General features: G+C 62.2%; 14 protein-coding genes. 3 read left to right on the forward strand and 11 right to left on the reverse strand.

Going from position 1 to position 15,882, the window contains the following annotated elements; genetic code table 11:
- Positions 1-2: 2 nt before the first annotated feature.
- Entirely contained in the window at positions 3-926 is a 924-nt protein-coding gene (locus tag MA04_RS13505) for an alpha/beta hydrolase (protein WP_262460955.1), read from the forward strand.
- A gap of 9 nt (positions 927-935) precedes the next feature.
- Here the strand turns inward: MA04_RS13505 and MA04_RS13510 are convergent, their stop codons facing one another.
- Together MA04_RS13510 and MA04_RS13515 are read right to left on the reverse strand one after the other, a co-directional pair.
- Positions 936-1,217 carry a hypothetical protein gene (locus tag MA04_RS13510; protein ID WP_014992919.1) on the reverse strand — a complete coding sequence of 94 codons (282 nt, stop codon included), beginning with the start codon at positions 1,215-1,217 and terminating at the stop codon, positions 936-938.
- A 137-nt stretch (positions 1,218-1,354) separates the two neighbouring features.
- The gene (locus MA04_RS13515; protein WP_014992920.1) at positions 1,355-2,044 is read right to left on the reverse strand and encodes a Crp/Fnr family transcriptional regulator; all 690 of its coding nucleotides are present in this window, start codon (positions 2,042-2,044) and stop codon (positions 1,355-1,357) included.
- Positions 2,045-2,304: 260 nt separating this feature from the next.
- Between MA04_RS13515 and MA04_RS13520 the strand changes: the two genes are divergently transcribed.
- Positions 2,305-2,913 (forward strand): HD domain-containing protein, encoded by a 609-nt coding sequence (locus MA04_RS13520; protein WP_163122914.1) that lies wholly within the window; start codon positions 2,305-2,307, stop codon positions 2,911-2,913.
- Between the two features lie 148 nt (positions 2,914-3,061).
- Entirely contained in the window at positions 3,062-4,984 is a 1,923-nt protein-coding gene (locus MA04_RS13525) for a LamG-like jellyroll fold domain-containing protein (RefSeq protein WP_262460958.1), read from the forward strand.
- Between the two features lie 57 nt (positions 4,985-5,041).
- Here MA04_RS13525 and MA04_RS13530 read toward each other — a convergent pair whose 3' ends face one another.
- From MA04_RS13530 to MA04_RS13570, 9 genes are all read right to left on the reverse strand, one after another.
- A complete protein-coding gene (locus tag MA04_RS13530; protein WP_163122920.1) occupies positions 5,042-5,482 on the reverse strand; it encodes a MarR family winged helix-turn-helix transcriptional regulator in 441 nt (146 codons plus the stop codon).
- Between the two features lie 201 nt (positions 5,483-5,683).
- Positions 5,684-7,570 (reverse strand): choice-of-anchor I family protein, encoded by a 1,887-nt coding sequence (locus MA04_RS13535; protein ID WP_262460961.1) that lies wholly within the window; start codon positions 7,568-7,570, stop codon positions 5,684-5,686.
- A 111-nt stretch (positions 7,571-7,681) separates the two neighbouring features.
- Positions 7,682-9,355 (reverse strand): class I adenylate-forming enzyme family protein, encoded by a 1,674-nt coding sequence (locus MA04_RS13540; RefSeq protein ID WP_262460962.1) that lies wholly within the window; start codon positions 9,353-9,355, stop codon positions 7,682-7,684.
- A gap of 163 nt (positions 9,356-9,518) precedes the next feature.
- A complete protein-coding gene (locus MA04_RS13545) occupies positions 9,519-10,415 on the reverse strand; it encodes an ABC transporter permease (protein WP_262460964.1) in 897 nt (298 codons plus the stop codon).
- Positions 10,412-11,371: an ABC transporter permease gene (locus MA04_RS13550; protein WP_014992929.1), complete on the reverse strand. Its 960-nt coding sequence runs from the start codon at positions 11,369-11,371 to the stop codon at positions 10,412-10,414. Before MA04_RS13550 ends, MA04_RS13545 begins: the two co-directional genes overlap by 4 nt.
- Before the next feature lie 49 nt (positions 11,372-11,420).
- Positions 11,421-13,019, reverse strand: coding sequence for an ABC transporter substrate-binding protein (locus tag MA04_RS13555; protein ID WP_262460966.1), 1,599 nt, complete (start codon positions 13,017-13,019; stop codon positions 11,421-11,423).
- Between the two features lie 6 nt (positions 13,020-13,025).
- The gene (locus tag MA04_RS13560; RefSeq protein WP_262460968.1) at positions 13,026-14,066 is read right to left on the reverse strand and encodes an ABC transporter ATP-binding protein; all 1,041 of its coding nucleotides are present in this window, start codon (positions 14,064-14,066) and stop codon (positions 13,026-13,028) included.
- Between the two features lie 2 nt (positions 14,067-14,068).
- Complete coding sequence (locus MA04_RS13565; RefSeq protein ID WP_163122936.1) at positions 14,069-15,079, reverse strand: ABC transporter ATP-binding protein; 1,011 nt, start codon at positions 15,077-15,079, stop codon at positions 14,069-14,071.
- Between the two features lie 85 nt (positions 15,080-15,164).
- Positions 15,165-15,809, reverse strand: coding sequence for a TetR/AcrR family transcriptional regulator (locus MA04_RS13570; protein WP_163122938.1), 645 nt, complete (start codon positions 15,807-15,809; stop codon positions 15,165-15,167).
- Positions 15,810-15,882 lie beyond the last annotated feature (73 nt).

Raw genomic sequence — 15,882 nt, forward strand, 5'->3', positions numbered from 1 at the left:
CCATGAGTCAGAGCGAAGCCATCCGATTCGTCAGCGCCGGTCAGTCCTGCTGCGGTGATCTGTTCCTGCCGGAAGGGGATGGGCCCTTCGCCACCCTGATCATGGCCCACGGCTTCGGCTTGACCCGGGAGTGCGGGCTGGCGCCGTTCCGGGACGCCTTCCTGGCCGCCGGTTACGCGGTGTTCTGGTTCGATTACCGCCATTTCGGCGACAGTGAAGGCATGCCCCGGCAACTGTTGTCACCGGCCCGTCAGGTGGCGGACTGGCAAGCGGCATTGCACACCGTGCGGGGCCTTGCGCAGGTGGATTCGGATCGCATCGTCCTGTGGGGAACGTCGTTTTCCGGCGGTCTGGTCACCGCGGTGGCGGCCCGTGAACGGGTGGCCGGCATCATCAGCCAGTGCCCGATGATGGACGGCTTCAACGCGGTGCTGGAAGTGATCCGCTACGCGGGGCTTATGCAGGGGTTGAAACTTACCGCCCTGGGGGCTCTGGACGCGGTGCGCGGTGCGGCGGGGTTGGCGCCGTACTATGTGGCCAGCGCCGGCCAACCTGGTGAGGTGGCGGCGATGAGCAGCGAAGACGCTTATCAGGGTTACACCGCCTTGCTGGCGGACGGTGTTCCCAACCAGGTGGCGGCGCGGATCGCGTTCAGCCTGCCGCTGTTTCGCCCGGTGACCGTGGCCGACCGGATGCAATGCCCGGCGTTGGTGCTGGTCTGCGATGAGGACACGGTGGCGCCGGCGCGGGACGCGGACCGGGCGATCGCCCGGATGCCGGACGCGACGGTGCGCCGCTATTCCATCGGACACTTCGACATCTATCAGGGCGAACACCAGGAGCGCAGTCTGCGGGAGCAATTGGCCTTCCTGCGGCGGATTCTGGCTCCGAGTGATGAGCCGGCCGCGCCGGAGGCCGACCAGTAGCGCGGGCTTTCAGCTCAGCCAGGGTGGCAGCAGCTCTATAAGCTGTTGGGTCATAGAGTCGTGGCTGAGATGAAAGGCCATGCCGAACAGGCACAGATTCAACGCCGGCAACATCAGCCCCAGCACCAGGAAATTCACCACCACGGTCTGACGGATGCGTCCGCTCCACAGCAGCGCGCTGATCACCACCACCACCGCCAGCGGCGCCGCCAACCAGTCCGGTGGCGTGATTTCGGTCCAGCCTGGAGGCAGGACGGGCAAGGTCAGGTCAGGCAAGAAATCGGAAAACAACGGCGGTGCCCCACAGCAAGCCGTCCTTGAATGTCCGTGGCGGTTCTTTATTCCGTGTTCCGCCAATAATGATTTGGTGGCGAAATGCTATCACGATTAATACTAAAGTGTTAACTGTGTCTAATCAGAAAGTCACACTAGTGCCCATCCAGGTAATGCCGCAGGGCCTGGGGATCGGGCAGGGTAACGGTGCCGTAGCCAAACCGGACCAGCCCTTCCCTCTCCAGCTGCTTGAGCACCCCGTGCACGCCCTGGCGGCTCATGCCCAGCATGCTGGCGATATGCTCCCGGGTCAGCTTGAAGGTCACCGGCTCGGTGAGGGCGTGGCCGTCCAGGGTTTCCGCCAGAAACAACAGGCGCCGGCCAAGCCGGCCCGGCATATCGCGCAGAGCGTTGTCCTCGATCACGGAAATGGCCGACCACAGACGACGGCTGAGCATATCCAGAGTACGGGGATAGGCCTCTGGATAGCGGCTCAGCAGGGCCCGATAATCCTGGCCGGGGATTTCCAGCAGTTCGCCATCGCTGTGGGCGGTGGCGCCGAACACCCGGGGCATACCCGGTGAGAACACGGTGTCGCCGAACCAGGCGCCGGCCTGGAACAGGGTCAGGATGACTTCGCGCCCCTCGGGATTGGTGGAACTGATCCGCACATTACCGGTGCCCACCACCGACAGGGTCGATTGCACCTCACCCCGCTCGTACAGCACCTGGCCGGTCCGGAACGGCCGGATGCGGGCCGCCGTGGCGGCTTCCCGCAAGGCCGATTCGGGTAATCCGGAGAGTAAGGAACAGCTGCGCAGAATGGCCAGGGCCCGGTCACTCATGGTCGTTTCCCCGTCGCTCTCTTGCCATTCTTTCCGCCTCTTCTTTTGTCATCTCCCAAGTGTAAAGAAATTGACAGTTTGTCGCCGCCCCCGGACCTAGACTGAACCCACGGTTCCATTGTTTGGCGCCCACCGTGGCGCGGACCGATACCCAATAACGTTCAACAATGACCCGTCGCGCCAGCCCGCCGCCACCGCGACCCGCTCTCCGGGCCGTGTCATCGGTGGCCCCCCGCGCCGGGGTTCGGGAGAACCACATCATGCAAGGTCAGCACGACGAACTCAGAGCCGGCTTCACTCACATGGAAGACGGCAAGGCCGAAGACTGGCAGATCATTTCCGATGCCTTTGGCGGTTTCGCCCGGGAACTGCCGGACCGGGTGATCGAACACCTGCGTCTGCTGGAAGGCGATTGCGGCGGCTTCCCGGTGGACCGTCTCACCCATTGCCTGCAGACCGCCACTCTGGCTCATCAGGACGGCAAGGATGAGGAGTATGTGGTGTGCGCGCTGCTGCATGATATTGGCGACACCCTTGGTCCGTACAACCACGCCGACATTGCCGCCTCCCTGCTGGAGCCGTTCGTCAGCGAAGAAAATCACTGGATGGTGAAACACCATGCCATTTTCCAGGGCTACTATTTCTTCCATCATCTGGGGCTGGATCGCAACCTGCGTGACCAGTTCCGGGACCATCCGTGCTTCGAACGTACCGTGGAGTTTTGCGCGAAATACGACGGTGCCGCCTTCGATCCGGAAGCGGAAACCCTGCCTTTGTCGTTCTTCGAGCCGATGCTGCGGCGGGTAATGGAAAAACCAAAACGCTCCCTGTACAAAAAGACCTTCGATAAACAGGAAGCCACCGCCTGATCATCGCCCGCCTGATCGCCAATACCGATGGACATACCTGTCGGTATTGGCACTTCTGTTATTGAAATGACATTTCATCGTCACTGCTTGGTCACCTCCGTTTTCTAAAGTACGCGCCCTGTCCTTATCGTGATTGCGGAGCTTGCTGATGAATGCGTTGAGACCCGTCGGGTGGCGTGCCACCTGGCTCGTTATTCTTTTGTCTTTGTTTCTGACCGCCTGTGGCGGCGACAGTAGCGGCCATTCCGGAGGTGAGCCTACGCCACCGGATAGCGGGAACGGCGACAATGGTGGTGATGGAGACGGTGGCGGTGATGACGGTGGGGAAACCGGCCAGAACTTCACCGTGGCGGTGATCCCGGATACCCAGAAGTATTCCCGTTATTCTCCGGAACGTTACATCGCCCAGACGCAGTGGATCGCGGACAATTACCAGGAATACAACATTCCCTTCACTCTGCATCTGGGGGACGTGGTCGACCTGCCCCGCGAGGATTCCGAATGGGCGGCGGCGATGGAAGCCATGCAGATTCTCGACGTCAATCCGGAAACACCGTACAGCATCCTCGCTGGCAACCACGATGTGCTGAACAGCGGGCAGTGGGACGCGGACCGGGATCTGGCCGCCGAACCTTTCCCGCGGTACTTCTCCGCGGCCCGCCAGGCCGGCAACTTCTCCACCTTTCAGGGTGCGGACAATACTGGCTTCAACAGTTATCACATCTTCGAAGCCGAAGGGCGTGAGTATCTGGTGCTGGCCCTGGACTGGCGTGTATCCGATCAGTCGCTGGAGTGGGCCCGTGGTGTGCTGGACGCGCATCCGGATGTCCCCACCATTCTGACCACGCACCAGTTGCTTAACATCGCCGGTGATGGCGAAACCGCCATTTTCACCGAGCATGGCGCGCTTTTGTGGGAGCAGCTGATTCGCAGCCACGATCAGATTTTCCTGACTTTCAACGGCCACCACCACGGCGAAGCCATGATGGTGGGCAAGAACGACTACGGCCGTGACGTGGTCATGGTGGTGGTGGATTACCAATCCGGCTTCTGGGGCGGTAATGGCATGATGCAACTGGTGACGTTCGACCTCACCAACGACGAACTGGATTTCATGTCCTACTCCCCCTGGGTGGCGGCCATCGACGAAGCCAGCCGTCAGCCCCAGGACGAATTGTCGCGCTGGGAATTCAGCGTGCCGATGGATTTTGAGCAGCGCTTCGCCGATCTGAACCAGGGCGAGGGGATCGTGGCGCCGGGCAGCATCGAGGGCACTCAGGCCTACTGGATTCTGGATTCGGAGCACCAGATCACCGCCACCGACAACAGCGTGAAGTTCATGGATGCGTCCGGTAACGGCAACACCATGACGCTGGTGCCCTATAACGATTCGGAAGGTAACGATCCGCAAGGTGCACTCTCCGACTTCTTCCAGGTCACCGCGGACGCGCCCGCGTTCGGCTACGCCACCGGCAGCGCCCGCTTCATGGGGCGCAACGAAATCGGAGGCTATTACCTGACCACCGACGGCCCGGGCCTGACCTTCGAGCAGAGTGCAGCTGGCGAGCAGGGCTTCCTGCCCCAGTACACCATCGAAGCCATCGTCCGTCTGCCTGGAGACTGGACTCCCGAGAACAATCAGTGGTCCGGTATCCTCAACCACCAACCGGGCATTACCCAGGTGTGTAACTATCACTCGGTTTCCTGCTCAGGCAGCGACGCTTCCCTGGGCCTGAATGTCTCTTCCCTGAAAGAGTTCCAGTGGGTGAGTACCTCCCAGAACGGCAAGGGCCAGGACAACTGGTCCTGGGAAGTGAGCAACGGGTACTGGTATCACATCGCGTTGGTAAATGACGGTGAGCGGGTGCAGATGTATGTGGACGGCTCCCTGGTCATGCGCACCGGTGTCGATGAGCAACAGGGTCTGCTGGTGGAGCCGGGCCAGCCCTGGTCCATCGGCGTGAACAGCTGGCAGGGCAACCCCAGCAATCTGTTCGCCGGCGATATCGCTGAGATCCGTATTAACAACCGCGCCTTGGGACGGGACGAGTGGTTGTATAACCAGAGATAACCATAAAAGTAACTACCCTCATTTTCAGGGCGCCAGATGGCGCCCTTTTTTTCAGACTCAGCCGCCCAATCGCCGTGCCATGGCCTCCATGACACGGCGCCAGCCTTCGTGATCATCGCCGGTCTCGGCGAAGGACTCTCTTAACAACTGGTGCTGGATGCCGGTGAGATGGGCCTGCAGGGCCTTGCCTTGCTCGGTCAGGGACAGGCGCTTGATGCGTTTGTCGTTGTCGTCCCGGCGCACGTCCACGTAACCCTGCTCGGCCAGAGTCTTCAGAGGTTTGTGAATGGCCTGCTTGGTGAGGCGCATGGCTTCCACTAGCTCATTGACGCTGAGGTCGTTGTAGCGGTTGATAAAGAACAGCAGACGGTGATGGATACGGGACAGGCCATAGGTCTTGAGGATGGCGTCGGGTTCCGCGACCAGGCCGCGAAAGGCGAAATGGAGGGTCTCCAGGGTGGCGTCCAGATCTTCGGGGGAAAGGCTCTCTGTCATCATCGACTCACTGTCTCGATTGGCTGAGGGTCATTGGTCAGAATGATTGACTTTCTTGGGGGTATTATGCAACCCGGTTGGGGCTAAAAGATGAGTCAGGAGCGTGCGCGGACAAGTAAATAATACGATATTAATGAAATGCGGGAGTAAAAATAGGGGGCGGCGCCGGTGGTAACCGGCCGCCGCCCTGGGCAGGATCGGGTATTAGTCCGCCAGCTTGGACTCTACCCGGTAGATGGCGGTGGTGCCGCTGACTTCGTTGCCCACGATTAGCAGCGCCTCTTCATTGGGAGACTGATCCGCGGGGATGAATGCCAGACCTTCCGGGCCCAGATCGCCGGCTTCCACCGTGGAAGGGTCTTCGGTTGTCCAGTCTTCACGGGTGTTCAGATAGTCCTGGAAGATCGGCGCGGCGGGGTCGGTGATGTCATACACCAGAATGCCGCCCATGCGCTCCAGGCCCAGGAACAGGAAGTGCTTTTCGCCGATCTGGCCGATGGTCAGACCTTCCGGCTCCGGCCCTTTGTTGTCACTGCGGCTTTCCAGGGCGTTGCCTTCGTCGTGATTGCTGTTGAAGAAGTCCTTGCACGGAATATCGCGATTGCTGCCCAGCATGCACTCCTCGCCGGCCAGGAACTGTTCGATGGCGTCGCCGGAATCCCATACCAGAGCGCCTTGTTCGTCCCAGATGGAGAACGAGCGGCCGCCAAAGGCGTACAGGTTGTCGTACATGAGGCGGTCGCCGTTGGCGTCTTCCAGACCCTGGTCGTTGAACATCACCGGGTTGCCAGCCTCGTCGGTGCGATAGCCTTCGGTCCAGGTGATGTTGAGACGGCCGAGTTTTTCATCGTCACGGCAGGTGCCCGGGTCGCCGGCGGTGGCGCCGCAGTAGCTGAAGGTTTCCGGATTGAGCAGTGCTCCAGCGGCCAGGGCGCGCAGGTGGGCCGGCAGGTCGTCGCCGCAGCGGCGATCGAAGCCGTTGGCGTGCACCAGATGTTTGACGCGCCATTCCTCGACGAAGCCCTGGGTGACGTCGCCGTCGCAGGGCGCGGCGTCCTCGGTGCCGAAGTAGGCGGCGTTGTCTTCGCCCCAGGCGCGGGCGTCACCTTCGTTGGCGGTGACCAGATAGGTGGCGCCACCGGATGGGTAGGCGGCGATGGCATCCGGCAGGTACAGACCTTTGACACCGGGCCAGGTGGTGATGTTGATGGCGCCGTCGTCATCGGAGACGTCGAGCCCGTTGCCGTCTTCACCATGGTCCTTGGCGCCCAGCGCTACAATGTTGGTGACCTTGGCGTCGGCGATGTCGACAATCGCCAGAGCGTTGTTTTCCTGCAGGGTGACCCAGGCCTTGCCGCTGTCGGTGGAAACCGCGATGTATTCCGGTTCCAGGTCCATGGCCACGGAGGCGCCGGGGCCGTAGATGCGCACGCCGGCGGCCAATAGCTCGTCCTTGCGGTCATCAAAGCCGGTGAAATCCGCGGTGTTTTCCTGCGGGCTGGCCGGGTCGGTGATGTCCACGACACTGATGGAGCCTTCCGGATCCACGCTGTAGTCATCGCTGGGTTCGCCTTCGTTGGCGAGCAGAACGTACCGGCCGTTCGGAGTGAAGGTCACCATGTCCGGTTGAGCGCCAACCGATGTGGTGGAGATCAGGTCGAAAGTATTGGCGTCATACAGCGCCAGATGGCCAGGATCGGTCTTGGTGGGGGCCTCCACCGCCAGAGCCACCAGATCGCCATGCACGGCGACGCTGTTGACCACGGTGCCCTCGCCAATGTTTTCGGTGGTCAGGGTGTCGGCGTGAACCGGGTTGGCCGGATCGCTCAGATCCAGCACATCCACCGCGCCTTTCTGTGCGTTGACCACGAAGGCTCGCTTGGTGCCGGCATGATAGGCGGTGATTTCCGCCGCGCTGACGCCGAATTCCTGGCTGCTGTAGCGGCCCAGCAGTTGCAGGCTGATGCTTTCCGGGGTGATTACCGGCGGATCCACCGGTCCCGGGTTGTCGTTGTTGTCACTGTCTCCCCCACAGGCACTGAGGGCGGCAGCCAGTACCGTGGTGGTGGCCAGAAGTCGCCAAGTCGCCATGAATCGTCTCCAGTTGTCATTTTGGTCGCCCTTGGGGTGTACAGAACGGCGATGACAATGGCGTGACGAAACGGTGACCGCCGCATGACGGCGGCCACCGTGAACAGGCTCTTAATCCTTCAGTAGACGGCGCAGTACCTTGCCGGCGGGGGTGGCCGGCAGACTGTCGATAAAGGCAATGTGGCGCGGGTACTTGTACGCCGCCATGTGCTCCCTGGCCCAGTCGATCAGGTCCTGCTCGCTGACCTTGCCCTTGTGGTCGGGTTTGAGCACCACGAACAGTTTTACCGTCTCGCCGCGTTTGTCATCGGGGATACCGATGGCGGCGCTCTGGGCGATGGCGGGGTGGTCCTGCATCAGCGCTTCCACATCCTCGGGGAACACGCTGTAGCCCGAGCACTTGATCATTTCCTTCACCCGGCCGGTGAAGAACAGGTAACCGTCCTCGTCCAGGTAACCGACATCGCCGGTGTGCACCCAGCCGTCACGCAGCGTCTCCGCGGTGGCTTCGTCCCGCTTCCAGTAGCCTTTGAACACCGCCGGGTTGCGCACCACGATCTCGCCGCTCTGGGTGGGCCCCAGTGGCACTTTGCTTTCCATATCGAGAATGCGGATCTCGTTGCCCGCCACCGGTACACCGCAACTGCCCCACTTGATGCGATCCTTGGGCATGAAGGTGTCGGAAGTGTGGGTTTCGCTCAGGCCATAGGAGGCTTCGTGCATCTGACAGCCGGTCAGCGCCTTCCATTCCTCGGCCAGTTTTTCCGTCACCGGCATGCCGAAGCTGGTGGCCGGGTTATTGATCAGGCTGCTCAGGTCGTAGTCGCGGATGTTGGGCATGTCCAGCAGTGCCCGATTCATCGGCGCGATGGAGTACCACATGTCGCAACGGTATTGGTGCAATGCCTTGGCGGTGGTTTCCGGATCGAAGCGTGCCAGGATCACGGTGGTGCGTCGGGCGTATACCGGCATGTACACGCCCATGTTCATGCCGGCGATATGGCACAGCGGCGCGATGGCCAGACCAATGCCATCCGCCTTCAGGCGGTTGGCCTGGAATGACGCCGCCATTTTGAACAGGCTGCTGCCGTAGCTGAGCATGGCGCCCTTGGGGCGGCCGGTGGTGCCGGAGGTGAAGGTCATCAGGCCGATGCCGTTCCACAGATCGGCGGGCGGCAGTTCGGCCAGCGGCGCGGTGTCACGCAGTACCTGGCTCAGGTCCACGGTATCCGCCGGTGCCTGGTCCGGTTCGTCCAGCAGTTCGCCGGGAATTTCCAGGGTGGGCTCCGTCGGCAGGTAATCGCCATAGGCGACGGTCAGGATGGTGTTCAGGGTCGGGACCTGATCCCGTGCCTGCGCCACGTTCGGGTACAGATTGCGCGCGGCGATCAGAGCGCAAACCTCGGCGTTGCTCAACTGGTAGGCAATTTCCGCCGCTTTGTACTGCGGGTTCACCGGTGTCACGATGCCGCCCAGGCTTTGTACCGCGTAGTGCGCAATGATGTATTGCGGACAGTTCTGCATGTACAGCGCTACCCGGTCACCTTTGCCGACGCCTTGCTGGCTCAGGTAGGCGGCAAGGCGCCGTACCTTGTCACCAATCTCTCCCCAGGTCAGTTCGGTGCCGTAATAGATGTAGGCGCGGCGATCGGGCACCTCCTCGGCGTGCTGTTGCAGGTATTCATGCAATGGCTTTTCACCGCGCAGGTACTCCACGGTTTCCCCGGCCCAGGCGGAACCGGGGACCGCTACCGGATTGAATTCGGCTTGGGTCTGGCTGGACATCTGCTTGCTCTCCTTATCGGCCTCATCGGCCTCGATCAATACAAAGAGCGCCCCGACCTGCCTCTGACGGCGGGGCGCTAAAAAATGGCCGGGAGCCATTTTCAACGTCGCTTCAGCGACGGCCCTATGGGTGGCCGTCATGGACGGCGGCCATAAAAAGGGGTTATCCGTGGCCCTGGGTGGTTGGGTCGAGGGCCGATCGCAGGGACTCGCCGAGGGCGTTGAAGGCCACCGCGGTGATCATGATCAATACCCCGGGGGCGTACATTTGCTCAGGCACGATGGACATGTACAGGTAGCCACGGGCGATCATCGAGCCCCAACTCACCTCGGGCAGCTGCACGCCGAGGCCAAGAAAACTCAGGCTCGCTTCGGCCAGCAGGGCCACGGCCAGCAGTAGGGTGCTCTGCACGATCACCGGCTGTACCGCATTGGGCAGTACGTGTTTGATCAGCAGCCGTGCCGGCGAGGCGCCGAAGCAGCGGGCGGCGTCGACATAAAGTTCCTGTCGTACCACCAGGGTGCGGGCGCGAATCAGGCGGGCTATCTGCGGCGCGAACACCAGTCCCACGGAAAACATGGCGTTGGTCAGGCCAATTCCCATGGCGCCGGTCACCGCCACGGCCAGGATGATGGCCGGGAAGGACAGGAAGGTATCGACCAGGCGACTGATGGCGGAATCCACCCAGCCGCCGGTGAAGCCGGCGATCAGTCCCAGCGGCAGGCCGATAGCCAGCGCCACGGAAACCGCCAGGAGCGCCGCATAGAGAGAATTGGCGCCACCATGGATCAGACGGCTTAACACATCACGGCCGAGGTCGTCGGTGCCGAGCCAGTGCGCGGCGCTGGGACCGGCCAGTATCAGTTCGTCGTTCTGATCCGTGGGTGAATAGGGGGCGATCCACGGCGCCAGCAAAGCGGCGCCAAGAATGATCACCAGAATACCGAGGCTGATGGCGGCGCGGGGATCGCGACGCAGCCAGCGCAGCAGGCGAACTGGCAACGCCGGCTCTTCCCAGTGCGACAAAGGTTCCGCTTCGGATAGCGTCAGATTGGTCATGATGCGTTAATCCTCGGGTCAAGAAGAGTGCACAGCAGGTCGGTCAACAGGTTGACCACGATGACGGTGACCACCATGGCCAGTACCGCGCCCTGCACCACCGGGAAATCACCCTGCAGTACCGCGTTGACGATGCTGCTGCCGATGCCGGGGATGGCGAACACCGCTTCCACCACCACGGTGGCGGCGAGGATTTTGTTGAACAGCAGCCCGACCACGGTGAGCAGATTGACGCTGACGTTCTTCAAACCGTGCAGCCAGAGGATACGCGCCGGGCTCAAACCCTTGGCGTGCAGGGTGCGTACATGTTGGGAGGACTGGATTTCCACCAGGGAGCTGCGGAGCTGTCGCGCCACCTCGGCGATGCCATTGGTGCACAAGGCCAGGGCCGGCAGAGTGGCGTACCACAGCGCCTGGCTAAAGTCCTCAAACGGAGAAACGAAGCCGGTGGCCGGGAACCAGCGCAGGGTCAGCGCGAAGAACAGCACCAGGATCATGCCGAACCAGAAATTGGGCAGGGCCACGCCGAGCGAGGCGGCGCCCATGATGCCGCCATCCAGTTTGGAACCGGAGCGGGTGGCGGCGAGTATGCCCAGTGGTACGCCGATCACTATCGACAGCAGGGTAGCGTATACGGCCACCAGCAGAGTGTTGGGGAAGGTCCGGGCAATGGTTTGCGCCACCGGCTCACCAGACAGCAGCGCCGTGCCAAGATCGCCGCTGGCGGCTTGCCACAACCATTGGCCGTATTGCACGAAGAACGGCTGATCCAGACCATAGGCCTGACGAATCTCGGCGATCCGTTCCACCGAGGCATTTTCGCCGGCCAGAGTGACGGCCACGTCACCGGGGATCAACTGCATCAGGCAGAACACAATAAAGGTGGCCAGCACCAGGATAGGCAGCGCCTGCAGCAGGCGCGATATCACCATCCGTTGTTTTACACGAGTGACCATGGGAACAACTCCCGCCCGGCAACGCGCCCCGGAGGGCGCGTTACGGACGTCAGGCTTTCAGGGAAACGTTGTTGAACTTGGGTTTGCCCAGCAGGTTGTTTTCGAACCCCTGCACCTGAGCGGTGGTGGCAACGATGCTCTGACGGAACGCCAGCGGCACCACCAGGGCGTTCTCCATGACGATACGCTGTACCCGGGCCAGGGCCTGCTGCCGCTGGCTCTGGTCATCGCTACTGCGTGAGTCCAGCAACGCCTGGTCGAAACCTTCCGGCGGCTTGACCTGGCCGGCGTTGAAGTAGGAGGTGCCGCTATAGAGCAGGCTGTAGCTCAGGCTGGGATCGGGGCGGCCGGTCCAGGCGGACAGCAGCATATGGCCGGCTTTTTCCTGGCCAAAGTAAGCGGCGGACATATCTGCGATGGTGCCGGTACGGAAGCGGCCACGGATGCCGACCTTGGAGAATTGCTCCATCAGCACTTCCTGCATTTGTACCGAGGACTGATCGTTGTAGCCGCGCAGGTCCAGCTCGATGCCGTCGGCGTGGCCGGCTTCCTTGAGCAGCGCCCGTGCCTTGTCCGGATCATGGGAATAGAGCTTGGCGGTTTCCGGATCATAGGCCCAATGGCTTTTCGGCAGGTTCATATAGGCTGGTTCGCCGGCACCAGCCATGGCGACGCGGACGAAGGTCTCGCGATCCACAGCGTAGTTGATCGCCTGCCGCACCCGTACGTCATCCAGAGGCTTGCGCGCCATGTTCATGTAGAACTGATAGCAGTAGATGGTGGGATCGGCGAAGCCCTGCAGGGTGGGCAGTCGCTCGATCATCTGTTTCTGCCGGCCGTCCAGGTGGTAGGCCATCTGGGCCTGGCCGGACATCACCGAGCGCAGGCGGGTGGCGCTGTCGGTGATGATCTTGAAGCTGATGGCGCCCACCGCGAGTTTGTTGGGGCCGTTGTAGTCGGCGTAACGGGTCATCGCCACTTCACTGCCGTCGTCCCACTTCTGGAAGCGCATGAAACCGGCGCCCACCGGATTGCGGTCCACCCGGTTGTTGTTGTCGGCCAGAGCCTTGGGGCTGACCATCATGCCGGCCCGGTCGGAAAGAATCAGCGGCAGGGCGCTGTCCGGGTTCTTCAGATGCAGGGTCACCACATGCTCGCCGCTGACCTCGACGTGATCCACGGAGCTCAGATCCTGGCGGATGTTGGAAAACTCGGCGGTACGGCTGCGGTCGATATTGGTTTTCACCGCTTCGGCATTGAACGGCGTGCCGTCATGGAAGGTCACGCCCGGGCGCAGTTCCAGCACGAGGGTTTTGGGGTCCGGGAAGGACCATTTTTGCGCCAATCCAGGGGTGGCGCTGAGAGTGGCCGGATTCCAGTTGACCAGAGTGTCGTACATCGGGAACAGCAACACATGATCGGAGCCGGAGCCGCCGGTGGCGGGGTCCAGGCTGGAAGGGTTGGCCGGTGCGCTCACGGTCAGAGTGGCTTGTCCTCCTGCCTGTGCCCAACTCCATGAGGGCGACATCAGGGTGCCGGCTGCCACCGCGCCGGACAGCATACCGAGAAAAGCACGGCGTCCCATGGGCACGCCGTTGATGATCAGATCGTCGTCGTCGTTGTGATAATGGTTGTCGTGATGGTTCATGATGCCCTACCTGTTGTTGTTGTGCTGAATGGATTGCTCCCGGTCCAGCGGACCGCCTTCGCTATCGGCGAAATGACAGGCCACCCAGTGTTCGGGGGCGACTTCCCGCCAGGCCGGCTCCTGCTCGGCGCAGCGGGCCTGCGCCGCCGGACAGCGGGTGCGGAAGCGGCATCCGGAGGGTGGCGCCAACGGACTGGGAATTTCCCCTTGCAGGCGGATGGCGCGGCGTTGGTCGCGCTGGTCGCTGGGCAGTGGCAGAGGCTCCGCCGACAACAGTGCCTGGGTGTAGGGGTGAATGGGTTTTTCGGTGACCGCCGCCGCCGGGCCCACTTCCATCAAGCGGCCCAGATACAACACGCCAACGCGATCGCTGACGTGGGACACCACCGAGATGTCGTGGGTAATGAAGGCATAGGTGATGCCCAGTTCTTTCTGCAGATCGGCGAACAGATTCAGCACCGAGCCGCGAATGGACACGTCCAGTGCCGCCACCACTTCGTCGCAAACAATGAAGCGGGGCTTCAGGGTCAGAGTGCGGGCGATGTTCACCCGTTGCTTCTGGCCGCCGGACAGTTCGTGCGGATAACGCCTGCCGATTTCCGCCGGCAGGCCTACCCGTTCCAGCGCTTCCTTGGCGACCCGCTGGCGCTGACGGGCGTCGCCGTCGCGCAGGATCTCCATCGGTTCCATCACCGATTGCAGAATGGTCATGCGCGGATTCAGCGCGGCATGCGGGTCCTGAAAAATAATCTGGTAATCCCGGCGGATCTGGCGCTGCTCGGCCTTGGACAGGGCCGCCGGTTCCCGGCCCTGATAGCGGATGTGACCGTCAGTGGCTTTGAGCAAACCGGCCAGGGCCCGGCCCAGGGTGGTTTTGCCGGAACCGGATTCGCCGATAATGCCGAAGGTTTCCCCGGGGCGAATATCGAAGCTGACACCGTCCACCGCCTTCACGGTGCCGGCGCGAGTGTGGAAATGAATCACCAGGTCGTCCACCGAGACGGTATCGTCACGGTTGTCGATGGGATTGGAAGCCAATGCGTTCATATTCATACCGCTCCCGTCAGCGTCAGTTCGTCCTTGCGCCAGCAGCGCACTTCGCGGGGGCCCTGGAACGGCTCCAGCTCCGGATGCTGTTCACATAAAGGCGCGGCGTGGGGACAGCGCTGTTGGAAGCGACAGCCCGCCGGCATCTGATCCGGCGCCGGCACCCGGCCGGGAATCGAAGGCAGGCGGCTGCCGCGCTCGCTCAGCCCGGGCAGGGAGCGCAGCAGGCCCGAGGAGTAAGGATGGCCCGGGCGCAGCAAGACATCGTCCACCGGCGCATTTTCCACCACCTCGCCGGCGTACATGGTCAGCAGCCGGGAACAGGTTTCCGCCACCACGCCAAGATCGTGGGTGATGAACAGCAGGGCGGTGCCGTGGCTGTCGCTGAGCGAGCGCAGCAGATCGATGATCTGCGCCTGCACGGTGACGTCCAGGGCGGTGGTGGGTTCGTCGGCGATAACCAGCTTCGGCCGGCAGATCAGCGCCATGGCGATCATCACCCGTTGCCGCATGCCGCCGGAAAACTGATAGGGGTACTCGTCGATGCGAGTGTGGGGAGACGGAATGCCCACCTCCTCCAGAGCGGCGATGGCCCGCTCGCGGGCCTCCGCGCGGCTGACTTTTTCGTGGCTGCGCAGTGTCTCTGTGAGTTGCTCGCCGACCGTGAACACCGGATCCAGGGCGCTCATCGGTTCCTGGAAGATCATGCTGATGTCACGGCCGCGCAGGCGCCTGAACTCCCGCGCCGGCATGGTCAGCAAATCCCGGCCCTGAAACAGAATCCGCCCGCGAATCCGGGCGGTACGGCGTGGCAGCAGACCCAGCAGGGCGAGGCCTGTGACGGTCTTGCCGCAACCGCTTTCGCCGACCACGCCGACCCGTTCGCCGGCGTTCACATCGAACGACACGTTGCGAGTGATCGACGTTTCGCCACCGGGCCGGGCGAAGGAAATACTCAGATCACGCACTTCCAACAGCGGACTGTCGGTGCGCGCTTCCGATGTTTGCGCCATGTTTGCCTCCGGCACTGGCCCGCGTGCTGTGTTGTCGCGGGCCTGTTGTTATCTGAATGTGTGCTGGGCCCTGTCGCGCGTGGGGTTACGCGTCGTCAGGTGCGCCATAGGCCGCGTTGATGGTGGTGCGCACCGCGGCATAGTGGTCCATCAGTTTTTTCAGGCCGCTGTGTTGGGTCAGCAGCGAGCCGAAATTCCATATCGGCGAGATCATCAGAACGATGGTGCGGACCGGCGCATCGTGGCGCAGCTCGCCGTTGCCGATGGCCAGCTTCACCGCATGGGTCACGTAGTCCTCGAAGCGGCGGGACATATTGGAAATGCCGGTCTGCACCCTGGGCGAAATATGCTGGCTGGTGAAACGGGCCTGGGCGGAAAGGCTCCAGGGCCGGCGGCCTTTTTCGTGATCGTTGAACTGGTAAAAGCGCTCCGCGCTGTCCTTCGCGGTCAGCTCTATACGCTGATCCAGGGTCAGGCCGGGCTTGGCCCAGATCTCCTGGAAGGTGTTCTCGACGCTGTCGAAGGTCTCCTGGAACACCGCTTCGATCAGCGCTTCTTTGTTGCCGAAGTGGTAGTGCAGGTTGGCCCGGGTGGTATTCACCACCTCGGCGATATCGCCGTAGCTGACGTCACCGATGCCGCGCTGGATAAACAGATCCCGGGCCACCTGTTTGATCTGTGTCTTCATGGGCGGCTGGCCGAGTCGTGCTTTTTTTTCCGGGCGTCCCACGGGGCGATCTCCGACTGGTCCAAATTGGATTCCTAATCTGCAAGTAAATAAAAACCCTGTCAATACTAATTGA

The sequence above is a fragment of the Alloalcanivorax balearicus MACL04 genome, from assembly GCF_025532145.1.
Classification (GTDB): domain Bacteria; phylum Pseudomonadota; class Gammaproteobacteria; order Pseudomonadales; family Alcanivoracaceae; genus Alloalcanivorax; species Alloalcanivorax balearicus.

Bases quoted from the DNA above. Each gene is read 5' to 3' on its own strand.
- MA04_RS13540 (WP_262460962.1), bottom strand. From the start codon at position 9,355: ATGTCCAGCCAGACCCAAGCCGAATTCAATCCGGTAGCGGTCCCCGGT.
- MA04_RS13515 (WP_014992920.1), bottom strand. From the start codon at position 2,044: ATGAGTGACCGGGCCCTGGCCATTCTGCGCAGCTGTTCCTTACTCTCC.
- MA04_RS13520 (WP_163122914.1), top strand. From the start codon at position 2,305: ATGCAAGGTCAGCACGACGAACTCAGAGCCGGCTTCACTCACATGGAA.
- MA04_RS13555 (WP_262460966.1), bottom strand. From the start codon at position 13,019: ATGAACCATCACGACAACCATTATCACAACGACGACGACGATCTGATC.
- MA04_RS13535 (WP_262460961.1), bottom strand. From the start codon at position 7,570: ATGGCGACTTGGCGACTTCTGGCCACCACCACGGTACTGGCTGCCGCC.
- MA04_RS13545 (WP_262460964.1), bottom strand. From the start codon at position 10,415: ATGACCAATCTGACGCTATCCGAAGCGGAACCTTTGTCGCACTGGGAA.
- MA04_RS13550 (WP_014992929.1), bottom strand. From the start codon at position 11,371: ATGGTCACTCGTGTAAAACAACGGATGGTGATATCGCGCCTGCTGCAG.
- MA04_RS13505 (WP_262460955.1), top strand. From the start codon at position 3: ATGAGTCAGAGCGAAGCCATCCGATTCGTCAGCGCCGGTCAGTCCTGC.
- MA04_RS13530 (WP_163122920.1), bottom strand. From the start codon at position 5,482: ATGATGACAGAGAGCCTTTCCCCCGAAGATCTGGACGCCACCCTGGAG.
- MA04_RS13525 (WP_262460958.1), top strand. From the start codon at position 3,062: ATGAATGCGTTGAGACCCGTCGGGTGGCGTGCCACCTGGCTCGTTATT.
- MA04_RS13565 (WP_163122936.1), bottom strand. From the start codon at position 15,079: ATGGCGCAAACATCGGAAGCGCGCACCGACAGTCCGCTGTTGGAAGTG.
- MA04_RS13560 (WP_262460968.1), bottom strand. From the start codon at position 14,066: ATGAACGCATTGGCTTCCAATCCCATCGACAACCGTGACGATACCGTC.